Source organism: Streptomyces sp. NPDC046939 (assembly GCF_040644575.1).
Classification (GTDB): domain Bacteria; phylum Actinomycetota; class Actinomycetes; order Streptomycetales; family Streptomycetaceae; genus Streptomyces.
In genome coordinates this window covers 35,842-54,833 of record NZ_JBEYWV010000037.1, presented here as the reverse complement: position 1 = coordinate 54,833, position 18,992 = coordinate 35,842, and the positions used below count along the sequence as shown (strand labels likewise).

15 protein-coding genes and 3 pseudogenes are annotated in these 18,992 nt (G+C 69.6%); 6 read left to right on the top strand and 12 right to left on the bottom strand.

The genetic code is table 11. The features are described 5' to 3' along the window. Positions 1-89: 89 nt before the first annotated feature. Both ABZ877_RS32235 and ABZ877_RS32230 read right to left on the bottom strand, forming a co-directional pair. Positions 90-722 carry an acyl-CoA dehydrogenase family protein gene (locus ABZ877_RS32235; protein ID WP_361078517.1) on the bottom strand — a complete coding sequence of 211 codons (633 nt, stop codon included), beginning with the start codon at positions 720-722 and terminating at the stop codon, positions 90-92. A gap of 920 nt (positions 723-1,642) precedes the next feature. Next, positions 1,643-2,620, bottom strand: coding sequence for an AraC family transcriptional regulator (locus ABZ877_RS32230; protein WP_361078514.1), 978 nt, complete (start codon positions 2,618-2,620; stop codon positions 1,643-1,645). Positions 2,621-2,827: 207 nt separating this feature from the next. Here ABZ877_RS32230 and ABZ877_RS32225 point away from each other — a divergent pair, with 207 nt between their 5' ends. Continuing rightward, positions 2,828-4,255, top strand: coding sequence for an FAD-dependent monooxygenase (locus ABZ877_RS32225; RefSeq protein WP_361078511.1), 1,428 nt, complete (start codon positions 2,828-2,830; stop codon positions 4,253-4,255). Positions 4,256-4,710: 455 nt separating this feature from the next. Continuing rightward, entirely contained in the window at positions 4,711-4,791 is an 81-nt protein-coding gene (locus ABZ877_RS32220; protein WP_361078627.1) for a hypothetical protein, read from the top strand. Here the strand turns inward: ABZ877_RS32220 and ABZ877_RS32215 are convergent. Further along, positions 4,766-5,680: pseudogene (locus tag ABZ877_RS32215) on the bottom strand (aspartate-alanine antiporter); the annotation flags it as partial. The gene ABZ877_RS32220 and the pseudogene ABZ877_RS32215 sit on opposite strands and share 26 nt — an antisense overlap. Before the next feature lie 373 nt (positions 5,681-6,053). Between ABZ877_RS32215 and ABZ877_RS32210 the strand changes: the two are divergent. Next, positions 6,054-8,426 (top strand): glycosyl hydrolase family 18 protein, encoded by a 2,373-nt coding sequence (locus ABZ877_RS32210; protein WP_361078509.1) that lies wholly within the window; start codon positions 6,054-6,056, stop codon positions 8,424-8,426. Positions 8,427-8,547: 121 nt separating this feature from the next. Here the strand turns inward: ABZ877_RS32210 and ABZ877_RS32205 are convergent, their stop codons facing one another. The 3 genes and pseudogenes from ABZ877_RS32205 to ABZ877_RS32195 all read right to left on the bottom strand — a co-directional run. After that, complete coding sequence (locus ABZ877_RS32205) at positions 8,548-9,435, bottom strand: neutral zinc metallopeptidase (RefSeq protein WP_361078506.1); 888 nt, start codon at positions 9,433-9,435, stop codon at positions 8,548-8,550. A 136-nt stretch (positions 9,436-9,571) separates the two neighbouring features. Next, positions 9,572-9,832 (bottom strand): annotated as a pseudogene (locus tag ABZ877_RS32200) (ABC transporter); the annotation flags it as partial. 20 nt (positions 9,833-9,852) lie between these two features. Next, positions 9,853-10,475, bottom strand: a pseudogene (locus tag ABZ877_RS32195) (IS701 family transposase); the annotation flags it as partial. Positions 10,476-10,971: 496 nt separating this feature from the next. Here ABZ877_RS32195 and ABZ877_RS32190 point away from each other — a divergent pair. Further along, positions 10,972-11,235: a hypothetical protein gene (locus ABZ877_RS32190; protein ID WP_361078503.1), complete on the top strand. Its 264-nt coding sequence runs from the start codon at positions 10,972-10,974 to the stop codon at positions 11,233-11,235. 70 nt (positions 11,236-11,305) lie between these two features. Here ABZ877_RS32190 and ABZ877_RS32185 read toward each other — a convergent pair whose 3' ends face one another. Then, complete coding sequence (locus ABZ877_RS32185) at positions 11,306-12,094, bottom strand: hypothetical protein (protein WP_361078501.1); 789 nt, start codon at positions 12,092-12,094, stop codon at positions 11,306-11,308. Between the two features lie 542 nt (positions 12,095-12,636). Continuing rightward, positions 12,637-13,101, bottom strand: coding sequence for a cupin domain-containing protein (locus ABZ877_RS32180; protein WP_361078498.1), 465 nt, complete (start codon positions 13,099-13,101; stop codon positions 12,637-12,639). Positions 13,102-13,564: 463 nt separating this feature from the next. Between ABZ877_RS32180 and ABZ877_RS32175 the strand changes: the two genes are divergently transcribed. Both ABZ877_RS32175 and ABZ877_RS32170 read left to right on the top strand, forming a co-directional pair. Then, positions 13,565-13,915, top strand: a complete 351-nt coding sequence (locus ABZ877_RS32175) for a DUF2207 domain-containing protein (protein WP_361078496.1) — start codon at positions 13,565-13,567, stop codon at positions 13,913-13,915. Between the two features lie 8 nt (positions 13,916-13,923). Further along, on the top strand, positions 13,924-15,261 hold the full coding sequence (locus ABZ877_RS32170; RefSeq protein WP_361078493.1) for a hypothetical protein: 1,338 nt from the start codon (positions 13,924-13,926) through the stop codon (positions 15,259-15,261). 320 nt (positions 15,262-15,581) lie between these two features. Here ABZ877_RS32170 and ABZ877_RS32165 read toward each other — a convergent pair whose 3' ends face one another. Genes ABZ877_RS32165 through ABZ877_RS32150 form a run of 4 tightly spaced genes read right to left on the bottom strand, consistent with a single transcriptional unit; the run spans position 15,582 to position 18,928 of the window. Continuing rightward, the gene (locus ABZ877_RS32165; RefSeq protein ID WP_361078490.1) at positions 15,582-17,330 is read right to left on the bottom strand and encodes a Helicase associated domain protein; all 1,749 of its coding nucleotides are present in this window, start codon (positions 17,328-17,330) and stop codon (positions 15,582-15,584) included. After that, on the bottom strand, positions 17,288-18,154 hold the full coding sequence (locus ABZ877_RS32160; RefSeq protein ID WP_361078487.1) for a DEAD/DEAH box helicase family protein: 867 nt from the start codon (positions 18,152-18,154) through the stop codon (positions 17,288-17,290). The genes ABZ877_RS32165 and ABZ877_RS32160 overlap by 43 nt, the downstream gene beginning before the upstream one ends. After that, complete coding sequence (locus ABZ877_RS32155; RefSeq protein ID WP_361078484.1) at positions 18,154-18,516, bottom strand: hypothetical protein; 363 nt, start codon at positions 18,514-18,516, stop codon at positions 18,154-18,156. Before ABZ877_RS32155 ends, ABZ877_RS32160 begins: the two co-directional genes overlap by 1 nt. After that, positions 18,509-18,928, bottom strand: coding sequence for a hypothetical protein (locus ABZ877_RS32150; RefSeq protein ID WP_361078481.1), 420 nt, complete (start codon positions 18,926-18,928; stop codon positions 18,509-18,511). The genes ABZ877_RS32155 and ABZ877_RS32150 overlap by 8 nt, the downstream gene beginning before the upstream one ends. Between the last annotated feature and the right edge of the window lie 64 nt (positions 18,929-18,992).

Here is an 18,992-nt window from a genome sequence, read left to right as displayed (position 1 = left end):
AGGGCTGGGACAGAACCCACTGAATGGCGGGCACGTACGCAGCTCACCGTTCGCGGCCTCCACACCACGGCCGGGAACACGGGACTTCCTCAGAGCATCCCGGAGGGTGCTTCGTCGATGCTGAGCAGAAGTACGCCGTAGTCCTCTTCTACGACGTGGGAGGTGAACTGGACGTGCCGCGACCCCACCGCGAAGTCCCTCCAGTACCGCTGCAACGGGTTGGAGCTGTCCAGGCCGGTGGATCCGTGCAGGTCCAGCAAGTCCTCCATGGCGCTACGACATTCCCGCACCGCGGCGATCAGATCCATTCGGAGCCGCGCCCGCTCTTCGGCCGCAAGCACCTCGCCGGGCTGCGTGGCGTCGACCGCGGCGGCGATCCCGAGCATGCGCCGTTCAGCGGTGTCTATCTTGTGCGCGGCGACGGCGAGGTTCCTCCGGGCGCCGGGAGAGTCGGCCAGCGTGGGGTGGGCGGGGTTCGGCGACGTCCGCTTGGCAAGGACATCGACCACGATGTCGAGAGCGCCGCGCGCGGCACCCCATAGGGGAGCGAACAGCGTGACCGCTGTCGCGATGTTGGATGTCGCAACGGCGATCCGGGGCAGGTCGAGCCGGTGAGAGTCGGGGATCCACACGTCGTCGCCGACGAGAGTGTGGCTTCCGGTGCCGCACAGCCCTGCCATGTGCCAGTCCCGGTCGATGGTCAGATCCCGGGTGCGGGCCAACACCGCAAGGGGCTGCGGCGGGCGGTCACCCTCCCCAGGGAGTTGCACGGAAAGTAGCGCCCACTCCGCTAGTTCACATCCCGAAGCGTACGACCATCGGCCGGAGATGCGCAGACCGCCGGGCTCACGGACGGCCGTCCCCGGTCGAGCGGACGCGCACGCCACGCTGTCGACATCGCGAAACGCATCCGCGTACGCCTCGTCGGACGTGCCGATCTGCAACACCCGCTTGGCCTCGAGGTTCGTGGCCGCGACCCACGCCGTCGACGGGCAGCCCCGTCCGAGCTCAGCCAGGAACCGGACCTCGTGCTGAGGTCGGCCTCGATCCCTCCATCGGCTCGGCGGACGCCCAAGGCGAACGCGCCCGCAGCCCGAGCGGCGGCGGCACTCACGCCGGTGATCCGCCGATCCCGCTCGGTCGCGGCGGCTTCGACCGCTGCTTGCCTCGCCGCCGTACGAGCGGCATCCAGCAAGGGAACTGACGCGCCGTCAACACTTCTCGTCGTCATGCGCCACGCAACGTTCCATGATCTACATCTATTCCTCGGGCTGCACTGGTTGTCGGCGCACGAGCAGCCGGCCTGCTCACCGGGCAGCACGTGCTGAGATCCCACGCTTCATCCGACAGGTCACTCGGGTACGGCTGCCGGTCAGATGGCCGCGTTGGTGAACGCAGCCGCCCGCACCCCCCGCTTCCATCGCGGGGGAGCGGCGTATGAGTGGTATGGCGCCGTATCTCTTTGTGGTGCTGTTGCTGCGCGTGCGTGATTTCGTCCCGGTGCGTTCGCGCCATCGAACGGTCCGTCCGGCCGATCCAGCGCACCCGCCCTCCGCGAGGAGATTCCCCCGCACACCAACCTGGAGCCCCAGTCGTTGGATACCCACGATCGAGTAGTGCCGCTGTGTCGCGTGAAGAGCAGTCAGCCCCGTCGGCCGGCAGTCGGTGTTTCGCCGAAGCGCTTCTTGTACGCCTTGACGAAGTGGCTGCCGTCCGCGAAATGCCAGCGGGCGGCCACTTCGGACACGGTCAGGCGCGTGGAGACGAGCTCCGCCCGCGCGCGATCGAGGCGTCGTTCACGGACGTACGCCATGACCGACGACGCCGCCTGCTGGGCGAAGACACGGTAGAGCGTGCGGACCGACACCCGGAGCGCGTCCGCGATGACTCGGGGGTTCAGGTCCGGATCGTCGAGCAGCCGGTCCTCGATGTACGCCCGCGCCGCTTCGAAGAGCGCCGGAGTGAAGTCCGCGTCATCCACGACCTGGTCGTTCACCAGCCCTTGGAACAGCGCGGCTGTCGCGTCCCGCGCCGCCGTGGCGGCCGCGGGCCCGAGCTCGTCCGACAGCTCCGCGAAGAGACGGAGCTGGCCAAGGAGCAACCGTGCGGCGGGAGACGCCTGATCGGCGGTGACGGCGAGGGTGTTCGACGGGAAACGGAGGGCGCTCGCGGGCACGCCCACCACGACCGCTCGCGTATCCCGGGCGTACTCGAAGTCCCAGGGTTCCTCGTTCCTGCGGATGCACAGGGCTCCGGCTCCCACCCTGGACTGCCGTTTCCGCGAGGCGAATCGCAACTCGCCGCTGAGCATGATGTGAGTGACGATCATGGACTCGAGGTGGCCGCCAGGGCCACCGGTGTCCCCGGCGATCGCGTCGCTGTACTGGTCCTCGATGGAGACGTCGAGTATTCGCTGGGTCCGGATGCGGACCCGGTACGTCCCTTCGTTGTGCCGCGGCAGCATCAGCGGGGGCGCCGGTAACGACTCGCCCCCCTGGCGGCGCCATTCGCTGAGCAGTACATGGTTCCGGTTCTCGTCGGCGTAGGGCACGGCGATGTCGACGGCTGGTGGCGAGGCGGCGCCCACCTGCCAGGACGATGTGCTGACGGTGCTGTCCACCGGCGCAGCGTACATGTGCGGCCTGCGAGTCCCGGGCGTGGCAGAAAAATACAAGCCCGAGTGGCACGCCGGAACAAGACGCCGACGGCCGGAGCGAGCGAGAGTGGCCGCAACGGGCCCTTCGGGGGGCCGGTCTCCGCACCGGAGCGCGCGCTGCGATGCGCATTTCTTCAGCCACTGCGCCACTGAGCCACTGGAGCACGTCTCATGACCGATTCCGCGGTCTCCCTCTTCGAGAAGCTCGTCCACGCCGACCCGCCCGGCGACGTACCCGTACTGTTCGACACGGCCTGTGTGATCGGCGGCAGCATCGCGGGTCTCCTGGCGGCACGGGTGCTCTCCGACCGCGCACGCCGGGTCGTCGTCATCGAGCCCGACGACGTCTCGGCGGAAACCGGGCCGCGTCCCGGAGTGCCCCAGGACCAGCAGGTGCACACGCTGCTCCCGGCCGGCCATCTGTGGTTGGAGCGGTGGGTTCCGGGGTTCACGAAGGAAGCGCAGGACCGGGGCGCGTGCTTGGTGCCCGGCAAGGGGGTCACCTCCATCGACGGCGTGCCACAGGCGCCTGACGGTGAGGACCACCGGCTGCTCGCGATCGGGCGCCCCCTGCTGGAGACCCTGATCCGGAACCGGGTCACGTCCCTCCCCAACGTGTCCGTCCTGCGGGGGCGGGCGACCGGACTGCGCTACCGCGACGACGCCGTCAGCGCCGTCAGCGCGGTCTGCTATGTCGTGACCGACGGCGGGGATCACGGCGACGATGGCACGGGGGTGCTCGACGCGGACTTCGTCGTGGACGCTATGGGGCGCTCCAGCAGGCTGTCCAGCTGGCTCGGGCAGGACGGCTACGACCAGCCCGGGCTGGAGCGGCTGGAAGCCCCCATCAACTACGCGACGGCCCTGTTCGAGCGGCCGGCGGACGTCGCCGACCTGGAGGCTCCCGGCGCCCTGGCGCTCTTCTCGCCGGAGTACCCCTCGGGCGGGGTGTCCGTCGCGGCGGCGAATCCGATCGAGGACGAACGGTGGATCGTCATGCTGATGGGGTACGGCGACAGCCGGCCCGGCCGGACGGTCGACGCCTTCCGCGAGGCGTGCGCCAAACTGCCCTCGATCTTCACCACGGCCACCGCCAGCGCCGTCATCGGCGACGTGGTGACCTACCACCAAGCCGAGTCCCGACGACGCCACTTCACCGACGTGAGCCGCTTTCCCGCACGCCTGGTCAGCGTGGGGGACGCCGTGGCGTCGTTCAACCCGATCTACGGCCAGGGCATGAGCTCCGCCGCGCTGCACGCTTCCTGCCTGGCCTCCTACCTCGGCGGTGGCCCCGACCTGGGCTCGGTGGCCCATGAGTTCTTCCGTCTCCAGCAGGTGGTCGTGGACGCCGCCTGGGCGGTCTCAGCCGGGGGTGACGCCGCCCGCCTCGACGCCCGGGACGGCACCGACGTGCCGGAGGACATCGCGCGGCAGCGGTGGGCCGTGGAACAGATCACGGCCGCCACTCTCCTCGACGGGAACGTCACGCGCGCGTTCAACAACGTCTCCTACATGCTGCGCCACACCGCCACTCTGGCCGACCCGGCACTGTTGGCGAGGGCGGTCGCCGCCAACCAGACAGCAGCCACGGCCACGTGATCAGAGCATGCGCGGAGGTGTCTCCAGTGACCGATGGACGCGATGTCCGCAATACGGCCGAGACCTATGCGACGCGCGTCCGGCTCTGGCCTCGTGCTATCGCACGGCGGAGCGTTCGGTGGGGGGCCGCCGTCTGCGGCCGCGGCGGGCATCCCACCGTGGACGGCCGTCCTCACCGACCCGACGGGCCAGGCCCCTGGCGGATCAGCCCGCACGGGAGGCAGCAGCACGGTGAGGGCCGCCAATACGCCTTGGCTGAGCGGGGCGGGCCCTCGCCGGAAGACCCACCGCACGAAGCACCCACCCCCCTGGCTGCGCCGCCCTCCTGTATGCGCGGCTAGGCCGTGTTTTGAAAGTGGGCTTTGTCCTTCGTCCCACAACGTGATGATCTAGGTGTGGGGCGAGGGGATGTTTCTGACGAGCAGTGGGCGGCGCTGGCGCCGTTGTTGCCAGTGATGGTGTTGGGCAGGCCGCCGGTGGATCGACGGAAGCTGATCGACGGGATCCGCCGGCGGGTGCGGACTGGTGCTCCGTGACGGACACCTGCTGCGTGGCCAGTGGCGAGTCCAGGCCGGGCACCCCGGATGTCTCCAGCCCGATCAGCCGGCCCGCCTCGATCACGTTCGCCCGGCGGCCGACGACGAGCACCAGGTCGGAGAGGATCAGCTCCAGGTCGGGTGTGACGTCGAGGATCACGCTGCCCCGCTTGACGGACTCGACGGTGACCCGGCCGCCCTGGCCCTCCTGCACCGCGCCGACGGTGCCGCCGTCGGCGACGGTGACCAGGAACGTGCGACCCACCAGGCCGGGCAGCGCGGGGCGCTCGTCGGCGTCCAGGCCGCTCCGGCCGCGCGTGCGCTCCCACAGCTCGCGCGACGCGTCACGCAGGTTGATGCGCAACATCATCGGCATGATCTGGCTGGCGTAGAGCACGATCGTGATCAGGCCGAACAGGTAGCAGACCGTGTAGGCGGTGGCGACGTTGCCCTGGTACTCCGTGATCTGGGCCGGGGTGAGGCCGGACAGCGACAGCTTACCGATCGACTCGGTGGCCGCGCCGGCCAGGATGCCGGACGCCGTCCCGACGTCGAGGTCGAACCACTTGGCGAGGCCGAGGGCGATGCCCAGCACACAGACCAGCTCGATGCCGCACAGTGCGAAGAACCGCAGGCTCCCGCGGTTGAGGTTGCGGAAGAACTGCGGTCCGGCCATGTAGCCGAGGGCGAAGATGAACAGCGCGAAGAAGACGGTCTTCACGTCGTCGGAGACCTTGGCCCCGGTCCAGGCGCCGAGCAGCAGGGAGACGATCAGCGTCCCGCAGACGCCGCCCAGGGTGAGGGGCCCCACGCGCAGCTTGCCGACGAGGTAGCCGAGCGCGAGGCCGGCGAACAGGACGAGTGTGGGATTGTCCTTGAGTACGCCCACGGCGGCTCAGGGGGTCTCGGGCGCTGGCGCACGGTCATTGATGGACATAGGCGGAAAGTAAGGGCATCCTGCCTGTCCCACCACGCGAGCCCGGCGTGCCTCGTCCGGCCGGCGGGGACGCCACACCCCGCCCGAGGGGGCGGCCGCGCCCTCTCAGGGGCACGTGACGGCCTGACCGGCCCAGGCTCGGACTCTCCTCGTATCCGACGGGACCTGTTGACGCATTGGTCCAGACCTTCTACGTTGTGGGCGCCTGGCCGAGGCGGCACCGGGCCCTGCTCCGGCCCTCCTCGTACATCGGCTGCCCTTGTCCGGGCACGCGCGCGCACGGTTTGTCTCGCCCCTGTACCACCCCACCACGACAGGGAGAGCCATGTTCCACAGGCGCACACCATCACGCGGAAGAAGACCGGGACGCGGGAACGCACCGCTGCCCGCCAGGAGGGCACCACGGCCGTCCAGCGTCGGCTGCGGACGGTTACGGCGGCGGATCGTCGCCCTGGGGGCCGTACTGCTCCTGCCGCTCGGGGCGCTCACCGCCCTCGCGGCACCCGCCCAGGCGGCCGGAGGACTGACGGCGACCTTCACCACCCAGGACAACGGGTCCTGGTGGAAGGGAACGTACGTCGTCCGCAACAGCGGTACGGCCGCGGTCAACGGCTGGACCCTGGAGTTCGACCTGCCGGCCGGGGTGACCCTGACCGGCAACTACTACGGCGACGCCACCGTTTCCGGGCGCCACGTGACCGTGAAGAACGCCTTCTACAACGGGAACGTCCCGGCCGGCGGCAGCACCGAGCCCTACAGCTACTGGTTCACGGCGACCGGGGCGATCGGGACTCCGACCGGCTGCACGGTCAACGGCGACAAGTGCGACGGCAGCCCCGACGTCCCGCCCACCGCCCCCGGCACACCGAAGGCGACCGCGGTCACCGCGCGCTCGGCCGCGCTGAGCTGGACCGCCGCCCAGCCGGGCGACCACACCGTGGCCTCCTACGAGGTGCAGAGCGGCTCCGACACCGTCGCCACCACGAGCGGCACCTCGGCGACGGTCACCGGCCTGACCCCGGCGACGTCGTACACCTTCACCGTCCGGGCCAAGGACACGCGCGGGAACACGGGCCCGGCCAGTGCCCCGCTGACCGTCAGGACGGTGGACCCGTCGACCGACCCGACGCCGCCGACCGCGCCGGGCAGCCTCCGCTCCACCGGCAAGACCGCCTCCGGCGTCAGCCTGGCCTGGAACGGGTCCACCGACAACGTCGCGGTGGCCGCCTACGACGTCTACCGCGGCGGCACGCTGGTGAAGTCCGTCGGGGCGGACACCACGACGGCCACGGTGGACGGGCTCTCCCCGGCCACCACCTACACCTTCACCGTCAAGGCCCGGGACACCGCCGACAACTCGTCGGCCGCCTCCAACGCCGTGAGCGTCACCACCGACGACGTGGCCGGTACGGGCAAGCAGCTCAAGGTGGGGTACTTCGCGCAGTGGGGCATCTACGGGCGCCAGTATTTCGTGAAGAACCTCGACACCTCCGGCTCCGCGGCCAAGCTCGACGTCATCAACTACGCCTTCGAGAACCTCGACCCCAAGAACCTCACCTGCCAGGCGGGCGTGACCAAGGGCGTCTCCAGCAATCCGCAGGACCCCGACGAGGGCACCGGCGCGGGTGACGCGGACGCCGACTACGCGCGCCCCATGTCCGCCGCCCAGTCCGTCGATGGGGTCGCCGACGACGGCTGGGGCAAACTGCGCGGCAACCTGAACCAGTTGAAGAAGCTGAAGGCCAAGTACCCGAAGCTGAAGGTCGTGGTGTCGCTCGGCGGCTGGACGTACTCGAAGTTCTTCTCGGACGCCGCCGCCACGCCGGCCTCCCGGAAGAAGCTCGTCGAGTCCTGCATCGACGTGTGGATCAAGGGCAACCTGCCGGTCTACAACGGCGCCGGCGGCCCCGGCACCGCGGCGGGCATCTTCGACGGCATCGACATCGACTGGGAGTGGCCGGGCTCGGAAGGCCACCCGGGCAACCACTACGCCGCCCAGGACAAGGACAACCTGACCGCCCTGCTCGCCGAGTTCCGCAAGCAGCTCGACGCGCTCGGCGGCGAGCACAAGCTGCTCACCGCCTTCACCCCGGCCGACCCGGTGAAGATCGCGGCCGGCTGGGACCTGAGCCGGATCTTCGACTCCCTCGACTACGCCGACGTGCAGGGGTACGACTTCCACGGCGCGGGCAGCGACAACTCCTGGGAACCCAAGCGCACCGGTCACGGGTCCAACCTCTACACCGACGCCCAGGACCCCTACCCGTTCCACTTCAGCATCGAGAACGCGATCAAGACCTATCTCGACGCCGGGGCCAACCCGCGCAAGCTGGCGGTGGGCTTCCCCTTCTACGGTCGCGGCTGGCAGGGCGTCACCGACGGCGGCGTCGCCGGTGAGTGGCAGGACGCAGGCGGCGCCGCACCCGGCCAGTTCGACACCGAGGCCGGGGTCCGCGGCTACAACAACCTGATCACCAGCTTCCCGTCCATGACCGTCCGCCACGACGAACAGTCGGTGTCGACGTTCGGCTACACCGGTCCGGGCGGCCAGTGGTGGTCCTTCGACGACGCCTGGTCGATCGGGAAGAAGACGGCCTGGATCAAGTCCAAGGGGCTGCTCGGCGGCTTCGTCTGGGAGATGTCCGGTGACACCCCGAACGGCCAGCTGATGACCGCGCTGGACAGCGGTCTGAAGTAGCCGACACGGCCCGGGACCTCCGGGCCGCGCGAGACCTCCGGGCGGGCCGTCGACGGACGGCCCGCCCGGAGCGCCGCCCGGCGGCAGTCGGCCGGCCTCCCGGCTCCGGTCGTCGGCGTGGTCAGCTGAACGTGTTGCAGCTGGCGACGCGGCCGGAGCGGTAGCCGGTGGTGAACCACTGCTGGCGCTGGCTCGCGGAGCCGTGGGTCCAGGTGTCGGGGGTGACCTTGCCCTGGTAGCGCTGCTGGATGCGGTCGTCCCCGACGGCGGCGGCCGCGTCCAGCCCGCGGTTGATGTCGTCCTTCGTCAGATCGGTGATCAGCGGCTTGCCGCTCTTGGGGTCGGGGGTGGTGGTGGCGTGGTGGGCCCACACTCCGGCGTAGCAGTCCGCCTGCAACTCGAGTTTCACCGAGCCGCTGTCCTGGCCCTTCCCGCTGCCGCGGGAGATCGTTCCGCTGAGGTCCTGGAAGTGGTGGCCGTACTCGTGCGCGATGACGTAGGCCTCGGCGAACGGGCCGCCCTGGGCGCCGAACTTGCTGCTCAGGTCGTCGAAGAAGCCCAGGTCGAGATAGACCTTGTCGTCGGCTGAGCAGTAGAAGGGGCCGACGTCGGACGTCGCGCTCCCGCAGCCGGTGTTCACACGGCCGGTGAACAGGTACGTCGGGGCCTGCTGGTAGGGCTTGCCGGCGGCTGCCCCCGTCTGCTTCCAGAACGCCTGCACGCTGTCGACCACCGCGACGATCCTGCACTCCTCCTTGCGGTTGGCGTCGGCACCCGTCCGGCAGTCCGCCGCGAGGTCCCTGGCCGACGTGCCGGACGAGGACGTGTCGCCGCCGCCCGAGCTGAACATGCCGGGGTCGACACCCAGGAGCACGGACGCGACCACCACCACGAGGCCGACCAGTCCTCCGCCGATGGTCTTCCCACCGCCCGGGATCCCGCCAAGACCACCGCCCCGCCCGTCCGTGACCTCGGACGTGTCCAGAGCAGCATCGTCGTCGAATTGCATACGTTGACCCTCTCTCGAGCAGCACGCCGGGCCGCCCCGCGTCGCCCCGCTCGCCTACCCCGTACGACACCGTTTCCATCCCGCCCTCTTCCTGCCCCCTGTCCCAGCTCAGGGCTCAGGGCTGAGGGCCCAGGGGTCAGACAGGGCCGGGCGCACCGCCGGTGCGCTGCTCCAGTCGCCACAGGGTCCGGAAGAGCCCTTGCTCGCGGGTGAGCTGGGCGTACGTTCCCTCCTGGACCAGACGGCCCTGGTCGAGAACGGCGATCCGGTCGGCCACAGCAACGTTGGCGAGCCGGTGTGTGATCAGCAGGACGGCCCTGTCCTTGGCCAGGTCCCGCAGGCCGGTGAACACATGGTGCTCGGCTCGGGCGTCGAGGGCGGCTGTGGGCTCATCCAATTCAGCATCCGCCGGAAGCCCCGTTCCTGGCCGTAGGCCGCATCGGCGGTCACCCAGGCGATCGGCAGCGCGGAGTCGAGTGCCCTCAGCACCATTGCCCGCGCCAGTTCGGGCTTCGTCGCAAAGAACCTGTCCTCAGGAATTCTCGCCGTGCGACACCGATCCGGGTCATCGGTCCAGGACCTGGGCAGATACAGCTCCCGGTCCACCAGAGCCCGCCCCCTCACCGAGGCACGGGCGGCGGACACGCCGATCTGGCAGTTCTCTGTGCGGCCGGCTGTCCCCGGGTATTGGCGCTGCACTCCGGCTGAGACCGTGCCTTTCTTCAGGAAGCCGGTGTCGTCCACGATCAGGACACCGTCGGGTCGGCCGAGCCGATCGGCGACGTAGTCCTGCAGGTCATCACGGATCTCGTCTGGATCCCACTGGCACCACGACAGCAGCCGCTGCAAGCCGTACGGGGTGGCATGGCCTGCGTGCTCGGCGAGCTGCCAGCTGTTCCTCCGGCCCACCGGGCCGAGCAGCCCACGCACATAGTCCTGCATCCGACGCCGCGGCTCGACGCGGCGAACCGCTGGCCCACCCGCAACAGCAATGACTGCAACTCGGCGGCCCACAGCCCTGCTTCGCTATCCAGCTCCATGGCAGGCTCAACGCATCTCGATCGGGTGAGTCACGAACCACCACGAGACTCTAAACAGGCATGCTGACCAGGGAAAATGGAGAAGCGCAACTGGAGTACTAGGCACACGGGAACCGGCCCGTACAACGGTGTGTAGCAATGGCAGTTCGGGGCATGCATCGCCTTTTGTGCCGCATGCGGTGTGCCGGTCGCACCGCTCCGCCGTGGCTAACCGGGAGACGAGAAAAGGGCGGCCCCTCCATCCGTTGTTCCGAACCAGCGGGACACCGGGCGGAACGCTGTGCGCACCGCGGAGCGCGCCCGCCCAAACACCAAGTCCCCCTATACATGGCTTGCACACAAGCGGCACCCGCAGGCATCAGGGCCTGCGGCCGCCACTCACTCACGTCAGTGCCGTGTCAGCGGGATGTCGCACTTGATGACGGCCTGAGTCGCGTCGCACTTTTCGAGACCCGTAACCTTCACCCAGTACTTGCCCCTGTCGAGCAGGCGGAACTTGCTGGCGAAGCTGGAGATCCTGCTCCCGGCCGTGGTGGTCACCCAGTTGTACATCGCCGAGCGCTCGCACACCTGGCTCCAGTCAGGGCCGGAGGTGCGTTCGTCGTCCCAAAAGCGCGAGGACGGCGGGCAGCGGCCCGTGCTCGATCACCTCCGTGGCGATCCGTTGCAGCCGGGGCTGGTGGTGGCCGGTGTGGGCGCGCAGCGCCTCGAAGGCGGAGCTGCGGGGGATGTTGCGACGGGCGGCAACGATCCCCCATGAGGATGCGGCTGTGCAGGACGATGTGGAGCTGGCTGTTGACCGTCAGGCCGAGGCCATGGCCGCGATCATCTCAGGTGGCGGTCGGCTGTTCGTCGGACGGGAGCGCCGGGATGGGCCCGAGACCCAATTGCTCGGCCACCGACTCGAAGCATGTTCGCACGTCGTCTCGGGCGACGTCTGTGGCCCGGGCGGCCCGTCCGGGAAGTCGGAGACGGCGGATGCGTTGTGGGGCGACGTCGATGCCGAGTTCCACGAGGTCGTGCACGCGGCGCAGGCGTGGCGGCTCCCGGTGCTCCGATGCGTGCATCACCTTCAGGGTGACGAAGAGGCAGGGTGAGTCGGCGGCTGCCCACCAGCCCCGCCATGTCGCAGAGGCATCGATGCTTTCCGCGAGGTGCTCGACGGCGCGTTCGTAGACGGGTGGAATCGTGATGTCCGAGTCGAAGCGGACGGTGAGCCATCCCGGCCGTACCTCCGTTGCCGAGTCCGGTTCGGAGTCCGGTTCAGAGTCCGGGAGACGTTCGGCGAAGTCCAAGACGTCCCGGGCGGCCTCCAGCAGGAGATGCGCTTCCTCGACGTCCCAGGCGCGGGTCCGATACGCGGCCGGGTTGTCCAGAATTCGGAGATATATGCTTCGGTCGGCCGCCACTACGGCGGACGCTTCCGCTTCGGTCAAAGGGGCGCCCGCCTCGTCCGCCCGTCGGCGTACATCGCAGACGTAGCCTTTGAGGAGTTCCTGGAACGCTGCGACCTCCGTCTTCTCCTCGCCCAGCAGAAGTTCCCGCAATTCGTGGACGGTCGCTTCGTCGGCGCATCCTTCCAGTTCATCGATCGCCGCCCAGAAGCGGAGTTCTTTCACTGTGTCTCCTTCGGGAGGCGGTGCCGTCCCGGTTCTGCTTCGGGAGGACGGCTCCGCCTGGATGACCTGCGCTCAGCGGCAACTCTTGAGCTGACCCGGTGGGCAGTGTCCGTGGTGGGCGACATACTTCATGACCTTGGTGGCTTCCCAGGCCCTGGCGTTATACCAGCCCTTGCCGCGCCAGACCATTTTATAGCTGCAGGCTTTGTTGTAGTACCGCTGGCAGCTCTTGATCTGGGAAGCCGGCCTGCTCTTTCCCGCGCGGGGCTTGCCGGAGCGCAGAAGTAGACCGGGACGTCCGTGTGATGGCGAAGCTGTGATGGGCGGCCGCCTCGGAGCCCTGGTTCCAGGTCAGGGACTGCTTGAGGTGTGGTGGCAGCCTGTGTGCGGCCTCCGTCAAGGGCGTCTCGGACGCTGGCCTCGGTGTGGTCGGTGGGCAGGGGAGAGGAGCATCACGTAGCGCGTGCTGCTGAGTTTTCACCCACCCCAGCGGCGGTCTCGGGCCCGGGGCGCCCAGAGCGATGACCCGCGCCAGAACGGCCTCAGGCCTTCGGCGGGCCGTCCAGGAGCGTCACGCCGTACTGGGCCAGCAGGTCGGTATGGTCCGTGTCGTGACGCGCGTCGGCGGAGCCGACCGACCGGAAGTAGCCCTCGATGGCCCCGGGGTTGTTGATCTGCAACACCTCGGCCGTCGAGGTGATCGGCTGGAAGGTGTGGGGAACCAGGCGGGGGCCGAAGACGTAGGTGCCCGGCCCGGCGTCATGGACGTCACACTCGTCGAGTGAGGCCGATCCGACCCAGAACCGGACGCGGCCGGACAGGATCACCCAGCTTTCGTCCTCCCGGCTGTGGCTGTGCAGGGGCGGCGCGTCCGACGGGCGCATGGTCATCCGCAGCACGGTAGCCACACCTTCCGTCTCGGAGGTCGACACGACCTGCTCCTGGACGGTGTCGTAATAGCGGTAGAGGGTGCCTTCGCCAGGGTTGCGCACGAGCGGGAAGCTCATGTGAGTTCTCCTCTGCTGTGGGTCGAGCACGAGGGATGACCAGGTCGCCGGGGCGGTCGCCGGGAGGCCACCCGACAGACCATTTGGTTGACTGTTGAATTATCTCCCGCGGTGAGGGGCGGACGCCAGGGTTGGGATCCCTTTGGCTCGATTTCGGTGCCCTCGCGCCGCAGGTGGAGTGCGGGAGCCGACGCGGAGCTTGGTCCGAAGAACTCGGGGGCGCCGCAACTGCCCGTTGCTCGACTGGTTGAGGGGGTTAGCTTGTGGCCGCAGTGAGCCGGCATGCGGCCATGTGAGACCGGGGTAAGGGGCATCATGAGCACAGCCGTGACCGAAGCACAGGAGGTTGCGCCGCAGACGCAGATGGCGTGTGGGGCTTCTGTTCGTTCTGGCGGCGGTCCTGGGTATCGCGGCCGCGATGTGCGCGGGGCTGGCCAGTTCTGAGAGCGTCGCCCGGCTGTGAGTGCAGGCGCAGTTGGCGCGGGACGGTTCTGCCCGCGTCACCGAGGTCATCGACTATGACTTCGGCACCGATTTCCGACATGGCATCTACCGCGACGTCCCGGGGCTGGACGCCGAGGACGCCAAGGACGCCGAAGTGACGGTCACCATGGACGGCAAGCCCGTCTTCCATGAGGTGGTGCCCTACGGCGGGAGCGGCGGCGAGACCCGCATCCGTATCGGCGATCCCGATCGCACGGTCTGCGGCTCGCACCGTTACCGCGTCGTCTACCGCCTCCCGACGTCGCGCCAGGCGGAAAGCTCGCCTGGAACGCCGTCGGCACCGGCTGGGACGTCCCACTCGACGACGTAGAACTGCACGTGACCGGCGCCCACGCCTTCGACGACCCGGGCTGCGTCAGCGGACGGCGGGCGTCCCGTACGGCGTGCGACATCGACCGCCCCCGGCCGGGACACCTCGCCGCGACGTTCGACCACCTCGACGCCTGCCATGGGGTCACTGTGGCCGCCACTTCCGGCGCTGCCCTGGCCACGGCGCCCACCGTGCCCGTCGAGCCGACCGGAGCCGTGCGGGGACACGGTCGGCCGGGCCTCCTCCAGGTGTTGTTCCTGACGGCCGGCGCCGTGCTGCTCGGTGGATTCCTGGCCGAGTGGTCGCAGTGGCTGGCGGGACGGGAGCCGCTCTGGAAGAACGACCCGACGGCCTCCACCGCGAGCTCCGGCGGCTTCGGCGGCCCCACGCGTCGTGTGGATGTCACCCGTCTCGCCGCCCTTGCCCCCGACACCTCCGCCCCGCCCGCACAACTCACCCCCGCACAAGGCGGATACCTGCTGAACGGTGTCAATCCCCGCTACCGCACCGCCTGGTTGCTGACCGCCGCCCAGGACGGTCACCTCGCGCTGGACGGCAACGAGTCCCACCCCACCCTGACCCGCAGCACATCGCGACAGGAAGTGACCCGTGACGACGAAGACGTACGGGAGGTGCTGGACCGAATGTTCGCCGGACGGGACGCGGTGACCCTCGGCGTCTCCTACGACCGGCGCTTCACGGAGGGCTGGGACCGGATCGGCCTCGTCATGAACCGGTGGTCCCACGAGAGCGGCCTGGTCGACCGCCGGTCGGCGGCCCTCAGCTCCAAGCTGAGCAGCGCGGCGACAGTTCTCCTCCTGGTCGGGCTGATCGGTGTGGTCGTCGCGGGGATCGGCGCGGGCCGTCCGTGGAGTGCGTGGCCGGTACTGCTCCCGGCCGCGGCAGCCCTCGCGGGCGCAGGGCTGATGCTGACCGGCGCGTCGGAGGAGGTGTTCACACGTACCGCGGAAGGCAACGCCTTGTGGCTGCGCGTCGAAGGCTTCCGCCGGTATCTCGCCACAGCGCAAGAAGCTGAGGTGCGGGCCGCCGCCGATGCGGGCGTCCTCGACCTGTACACCGCCTGGGCCGTCTCGCTCGGTGAGGTGGAACGCTGGTCCGCGGCGGTGGAGCGGGCTACCAGCGTCCCGCACGTACCCGCCGCGTACCGGAGCGGGTCCTCGCTGCTCACGCCGCTTCTTTGGCTGGCGGTCGTCCACGCGGTCACCTCCAGTACGTCCCGGGTGTCCGTGCCGGGTATGTCGTCCGCGTCCTTCACGTCGAACTCCGGTGGGGACGGGGCCTCGGTCGGTGACGGGGCTGGTGGCGGGGGCGGTGGCTCCTGGTGACGCTCCCACAGACGCGGAGTGCTGTTGGCCGCCATCACGGTGACATCCATGCTGGGGTGCAGCGACACGCCGCCGAGCAGGCCCCCTACAGGCGCGCCGACCTCGAGGGCTGAGAGAGCACCGCAGCGTACGCCTTCGGGCCCGTGTCCAGCCGCCTGCGTCGGTGGCCCAGGAGCTCCAGCCAGTGCCCCAAGGGCCGGATTCGGTTACGGGCCATGGCGTTCGTCTTCTCGGCCCGCCGCAGATTCTCGGGGCTTCACTCGGGTGGCTACGGAGTGGGAGGGGCCCGGAACAAGCTGTTGACTCACAACCCGCCCCACTTACCAGCGCATGCCAAGTTGATCAAGCTCGTGACGGCGTTGGTCGGTGAGTCTGTCGGCGCGGCGGCGTACGTTCGCCGCCCACATCCCCAGATCGACCCGGACCGTCCCCTCCGGCGTGGTCTCGCGTCCGGTGGCGGCGGGCCCGGCCAGCTCCAACGGCAGCTCCTCGACGTGCTTGCGGGGGACGTTGAGGTGTCCTTCGCGGGCGTGGAACTGGCGGGCAGCGGCGAGGTTGAGGAGCCACTTGTGTTCCTGGGTCCGCTTCACCGGCCGTTCCTCTTCCGGGGTCGGCTGGATACCGAGGGCGTTTTCAAGCAGCCACTGCTGCGCCGGAAGAAGCTGGTCGAAGCCATGACGCTGGGCGGTGACCCACCGTCCCAGGTCCTCGCCCTGGACCACGACCTCCCTGGCCGCCGTGGGCAGGCTCCCGTCGGCGGCCAGGTGCGCCTGGACCAAGCGCAGGCAGCGCTGCCAGCCCGCGTCCCAGGCTGGGCACCAGCCGGGGTCGATGTCGTCGAGGAGTTGGCGTCGCTCCTGGGTGAGGGCTCCCGCTTCCGATCCGACCGGTTCGCCGGCCTCGCGGCGTGCGGCGATCTGGTCGGCGAGTTTGGCGGCGTCGCGCATGTTCTTCGCCCACTTGCCGACCGGGTAGTCGTTCCACACAGCGCTGGCCGGGGGCAGGAAGTGCCCGTGTACCTCTGCCCACGCCCGTGCGGCGGTGAAGCCGTCGTTGAAGGCGTCCTCACGCGGCGCCCACACCATGCCCAACTCGTCCAGCTCCGCGACCCGGTCAGCGTCGAGGTATCCGGCCCTGCGGGAGCGCCGCTGGTGAGTCAGCCACACTCCGAGCGGGAACCCCGCAGGGGTCCAGTCGTCGGGCGTCACGAAGGCGTACGGGACGTAGAGCGTCCCGTCCCCGTGCTCCTTGGCATACCGGGCGGCGGCCTGGATGCCGCGCCGCCAGTACGCACCCTCCGGCTCCAGAACCCGCAATCGCAGGAAACGCGCGAGTTCCGCCGGGTCCCTGGGGGTGGAGAACTTCAGCAACTCCCGCGCCCGCTCACTCACCGCCCCCGCCGCCTCGACGCCCTCCAAGGCATCGACGTCCTCCAGGCAACCGTCTTCCTCAGCGCCTCCAGTCCCTTCCCCTTCCGAACTCCCGCTGCGCGCACGGGAGTCGGCGAGCGCCTCCAGGGTCTCGGTGTCGTGCGCGTGCAGTGCTTCGAGGACCTTCGCGAGCCCGCTGTAGGCCGGGGAGGTCAGCATGTCCTCGGGATCTTCGCCTTCTCCGAGGAAGACCGGGACGATGAGCGAGGCGATCTTCCCTTGCCCGGGTTTCATGCGCAGGGCGCGGCCGACCATTTGCACGATATCGACCATGGACCCGCGCACATCGCAGAACGCGACCGAGTCCGCGATGGTGTCGACACCCTCACCGAGGACCTTCACCGAGGCCAGCACCCGCAACGCAGCGGGCAATACCTGCACCGCACCACCGTTCGGCTCCTGGTGCTCGATGACGTCGGAGGCGAACTCCTTGAGCACGGACCGGCGGTGGGCGGGCGGATGCGCGCCGTGCAGCCATGATGCCCACACCCGCTTCGGGTCCGGATACGTTCGGGGGTCCTCCTTCCACAAACGCGCGGCGACGTCACCGATGCCGGCGGTCATGGCTTCGGCCTCGGCGACGCGGGAGTGGAAGGTCAGCAGCTTGCGCAGGTTCTCCCGCGCGGCCGCGGTAAGCACTCCGGCCTGCAAGGCGGCCAGCCGCGCCCCCGCACCCGTTCGGTACCCGACCCGAGCTGCGCGCGGTGCCCGTACTCGGGGTCGCGGATGTCCACGCAGACCACCTGGTAAGGGGCGATCAGTCCACGCTCGATGGCCTCCGACAAGGTCAGCTTGTAGGCGACAGGGCCGAAGATCGGCGAGTCCTCGCTCATGCTCGCAATCAGCTGCGCTCCGGGCCCTGCGCCGCCGTTTCCGTCCGGGCTGGCCTGCCACACGCGCGGCGTTGCCGTCATGTACAGCCGCCGCACTGCCCGGAGCTTGTCCTGGTCGTGCACGGCCGCCCACGGCTTCAACCCGTCACCGCTGGTGCGGTGGGCCTCGTCGACCACAACCAGGTCGAACTCCGCAAGGCCCAGCGCATGCGCCTTGTGTGCCACATCCACAGACGCGTAGGTGCCGAACACGGTGACCGTCTCCAGGCCGCGCATCCAGTCGGCGAGCTCGGCCTCGTCCGTGGTGCACGGCAGACCGCCGGAGTCCTTGGCCAGCAGCGAGCACACCCCGATCATCGCCCCTGACCGGCCGCCATCGCGCCGCCATGCGGTCGCCATCTGCACCAGCAGGTCCAGCGTCGGCACCAGTACCAGCACCCGCCGCGCGCCCAGCTTCTGGGCGGTGGCGGCGGCGATGAGGGTCTTGCCGGAGCCGGTCGCGGCGATGCACTGGCACCGCAACCCGCCTTCCGGCATCGCCCCGTCCGCGGGGGCCTGCAGGGCCCGCACGATCGCGTCGACCGCCTCGACCTGATGCGGCCGCAACACCTGCACAGAAACCTGCCGCATCACAAGGCCACCCCCCAGACGGCCGCCATGTCCTGAAGCCAGCTCTCGGGGAGTTCACTGGCCTGCCACGCGGCACGGAGCCGGAACCGGCCGCGTACGGTCGGCAGCGGCTCCCACACGATCAGGCTCTCCGGCTGCCTGGCCAGCACATACCGCCCGTATGGCACGTGGTCCGAGCTGTGCGGCCCGTAGCGGGCGTAGTTCCGGGCCAGCCGCTGCCCGTAGTGCTCGGCGAAGGCGTCCAGCCGTGCACCGTAGCCGTAGCCACCGAGGTCGCCTACATGGCCGACGAACGTGGTGTACAGCGGCGCGGCCACCGCCAGGAGACCGATGGCCGATCCGGTCGTGGTCGGTTCAGCCACGGGATGCCTCCTGGGCTCGACGGTGCGCCTTTTCCCGCCGCGCCGCGGCAACACTGCGCGTCCCCTCTCCGCTGTCGGTGGACAAAGCACGCTGAAGACGCAGCGCCCGGCTCTCCGCGGACTGCCGCGTATGGAGCCCCAGAGCCCCAGCGATCCGCTGCGACACGCCCTGCGCCCGGGCCGTACGCATCAACGCCAGTTCCTTGCCGTCAAGTTCTCCACGCGCCTGCCCCAGATGGGACAACGCGGCCAGGACCTCATCGGCCGACACCGGGCGCACCGCCAGGGAGGCGGCCACCGAGGTGACCGCCTCCTCAGCCGTGAGCACCTCGTTGCCCTCGCCGTAGCGGTCCTGAAGCAGTGCCTGCGCCGCACGCCTGATCCGCAGCCACTCCTGCATGTCCATCACCATGACGCCAGCATTTCACCGTTGTCACCGAAACGCTGACAACGGTGGCGGTGCCTCCACTGGCAGA

What these genes read in the sequence shown, in the direction of transcription:
- ABZ877_RS32225 (WP_361078511.1), top strand. Translation starts at nt 2,828, where the DNA reads ATGACCGATTCCGCGGTCTCCCTCTTCGAGAAGCTCGTCCACGCCGAC.
- ABZ877_RS32180 (WP_361078498.1), bottom strand. Translation starts at nt 13,101, where the DNA reads ATGAGCTTCCCGCTCGTGCGCAACCCTGGCGAAGGCACCCTCTACCGC.
- ABZ877_RS32205 (WP_361078506.1), bottom strand. Translation starts at nt 9,435, where the DNA reads ATGCAATTCGACGACGATGCTGCTCTGGACACGTCCGAGGTCACGGAC.
- ABZ877_RS32220 (WP_361078627.1), top strand. Translation starts at nt 4,711, where the DNA reads ATGGTGTTGGGCAGGCCGCCGGTGGATCGACGGAAGCTGATCGACGGG.
- ABZ877_RS32160 (WP_361078487.1), bottom strand. Translation starts at nt 18,154, where the DNA reads ATGCGGCAGGTTTCTGTGCAGGTGTTGCGGCCGCATCAGGTCGAGGCG.
- ABZ877_RS32210 (WP_361078509.1), top strand. Translation starts at nt 6,054, where the DNA reads ATGTTCCACAGGCGCACACCATCACGCGGAAGAAGACCGGGACGCGGG.
- ABZ877_RS32150 (WP_361078481.1), bottom strand. Translation starts at nt 18,928, where the DNA reads ATGGTGATGGACATGCAGGAGTGGCTGCGGATCAGGCGTGCGGCGCAG.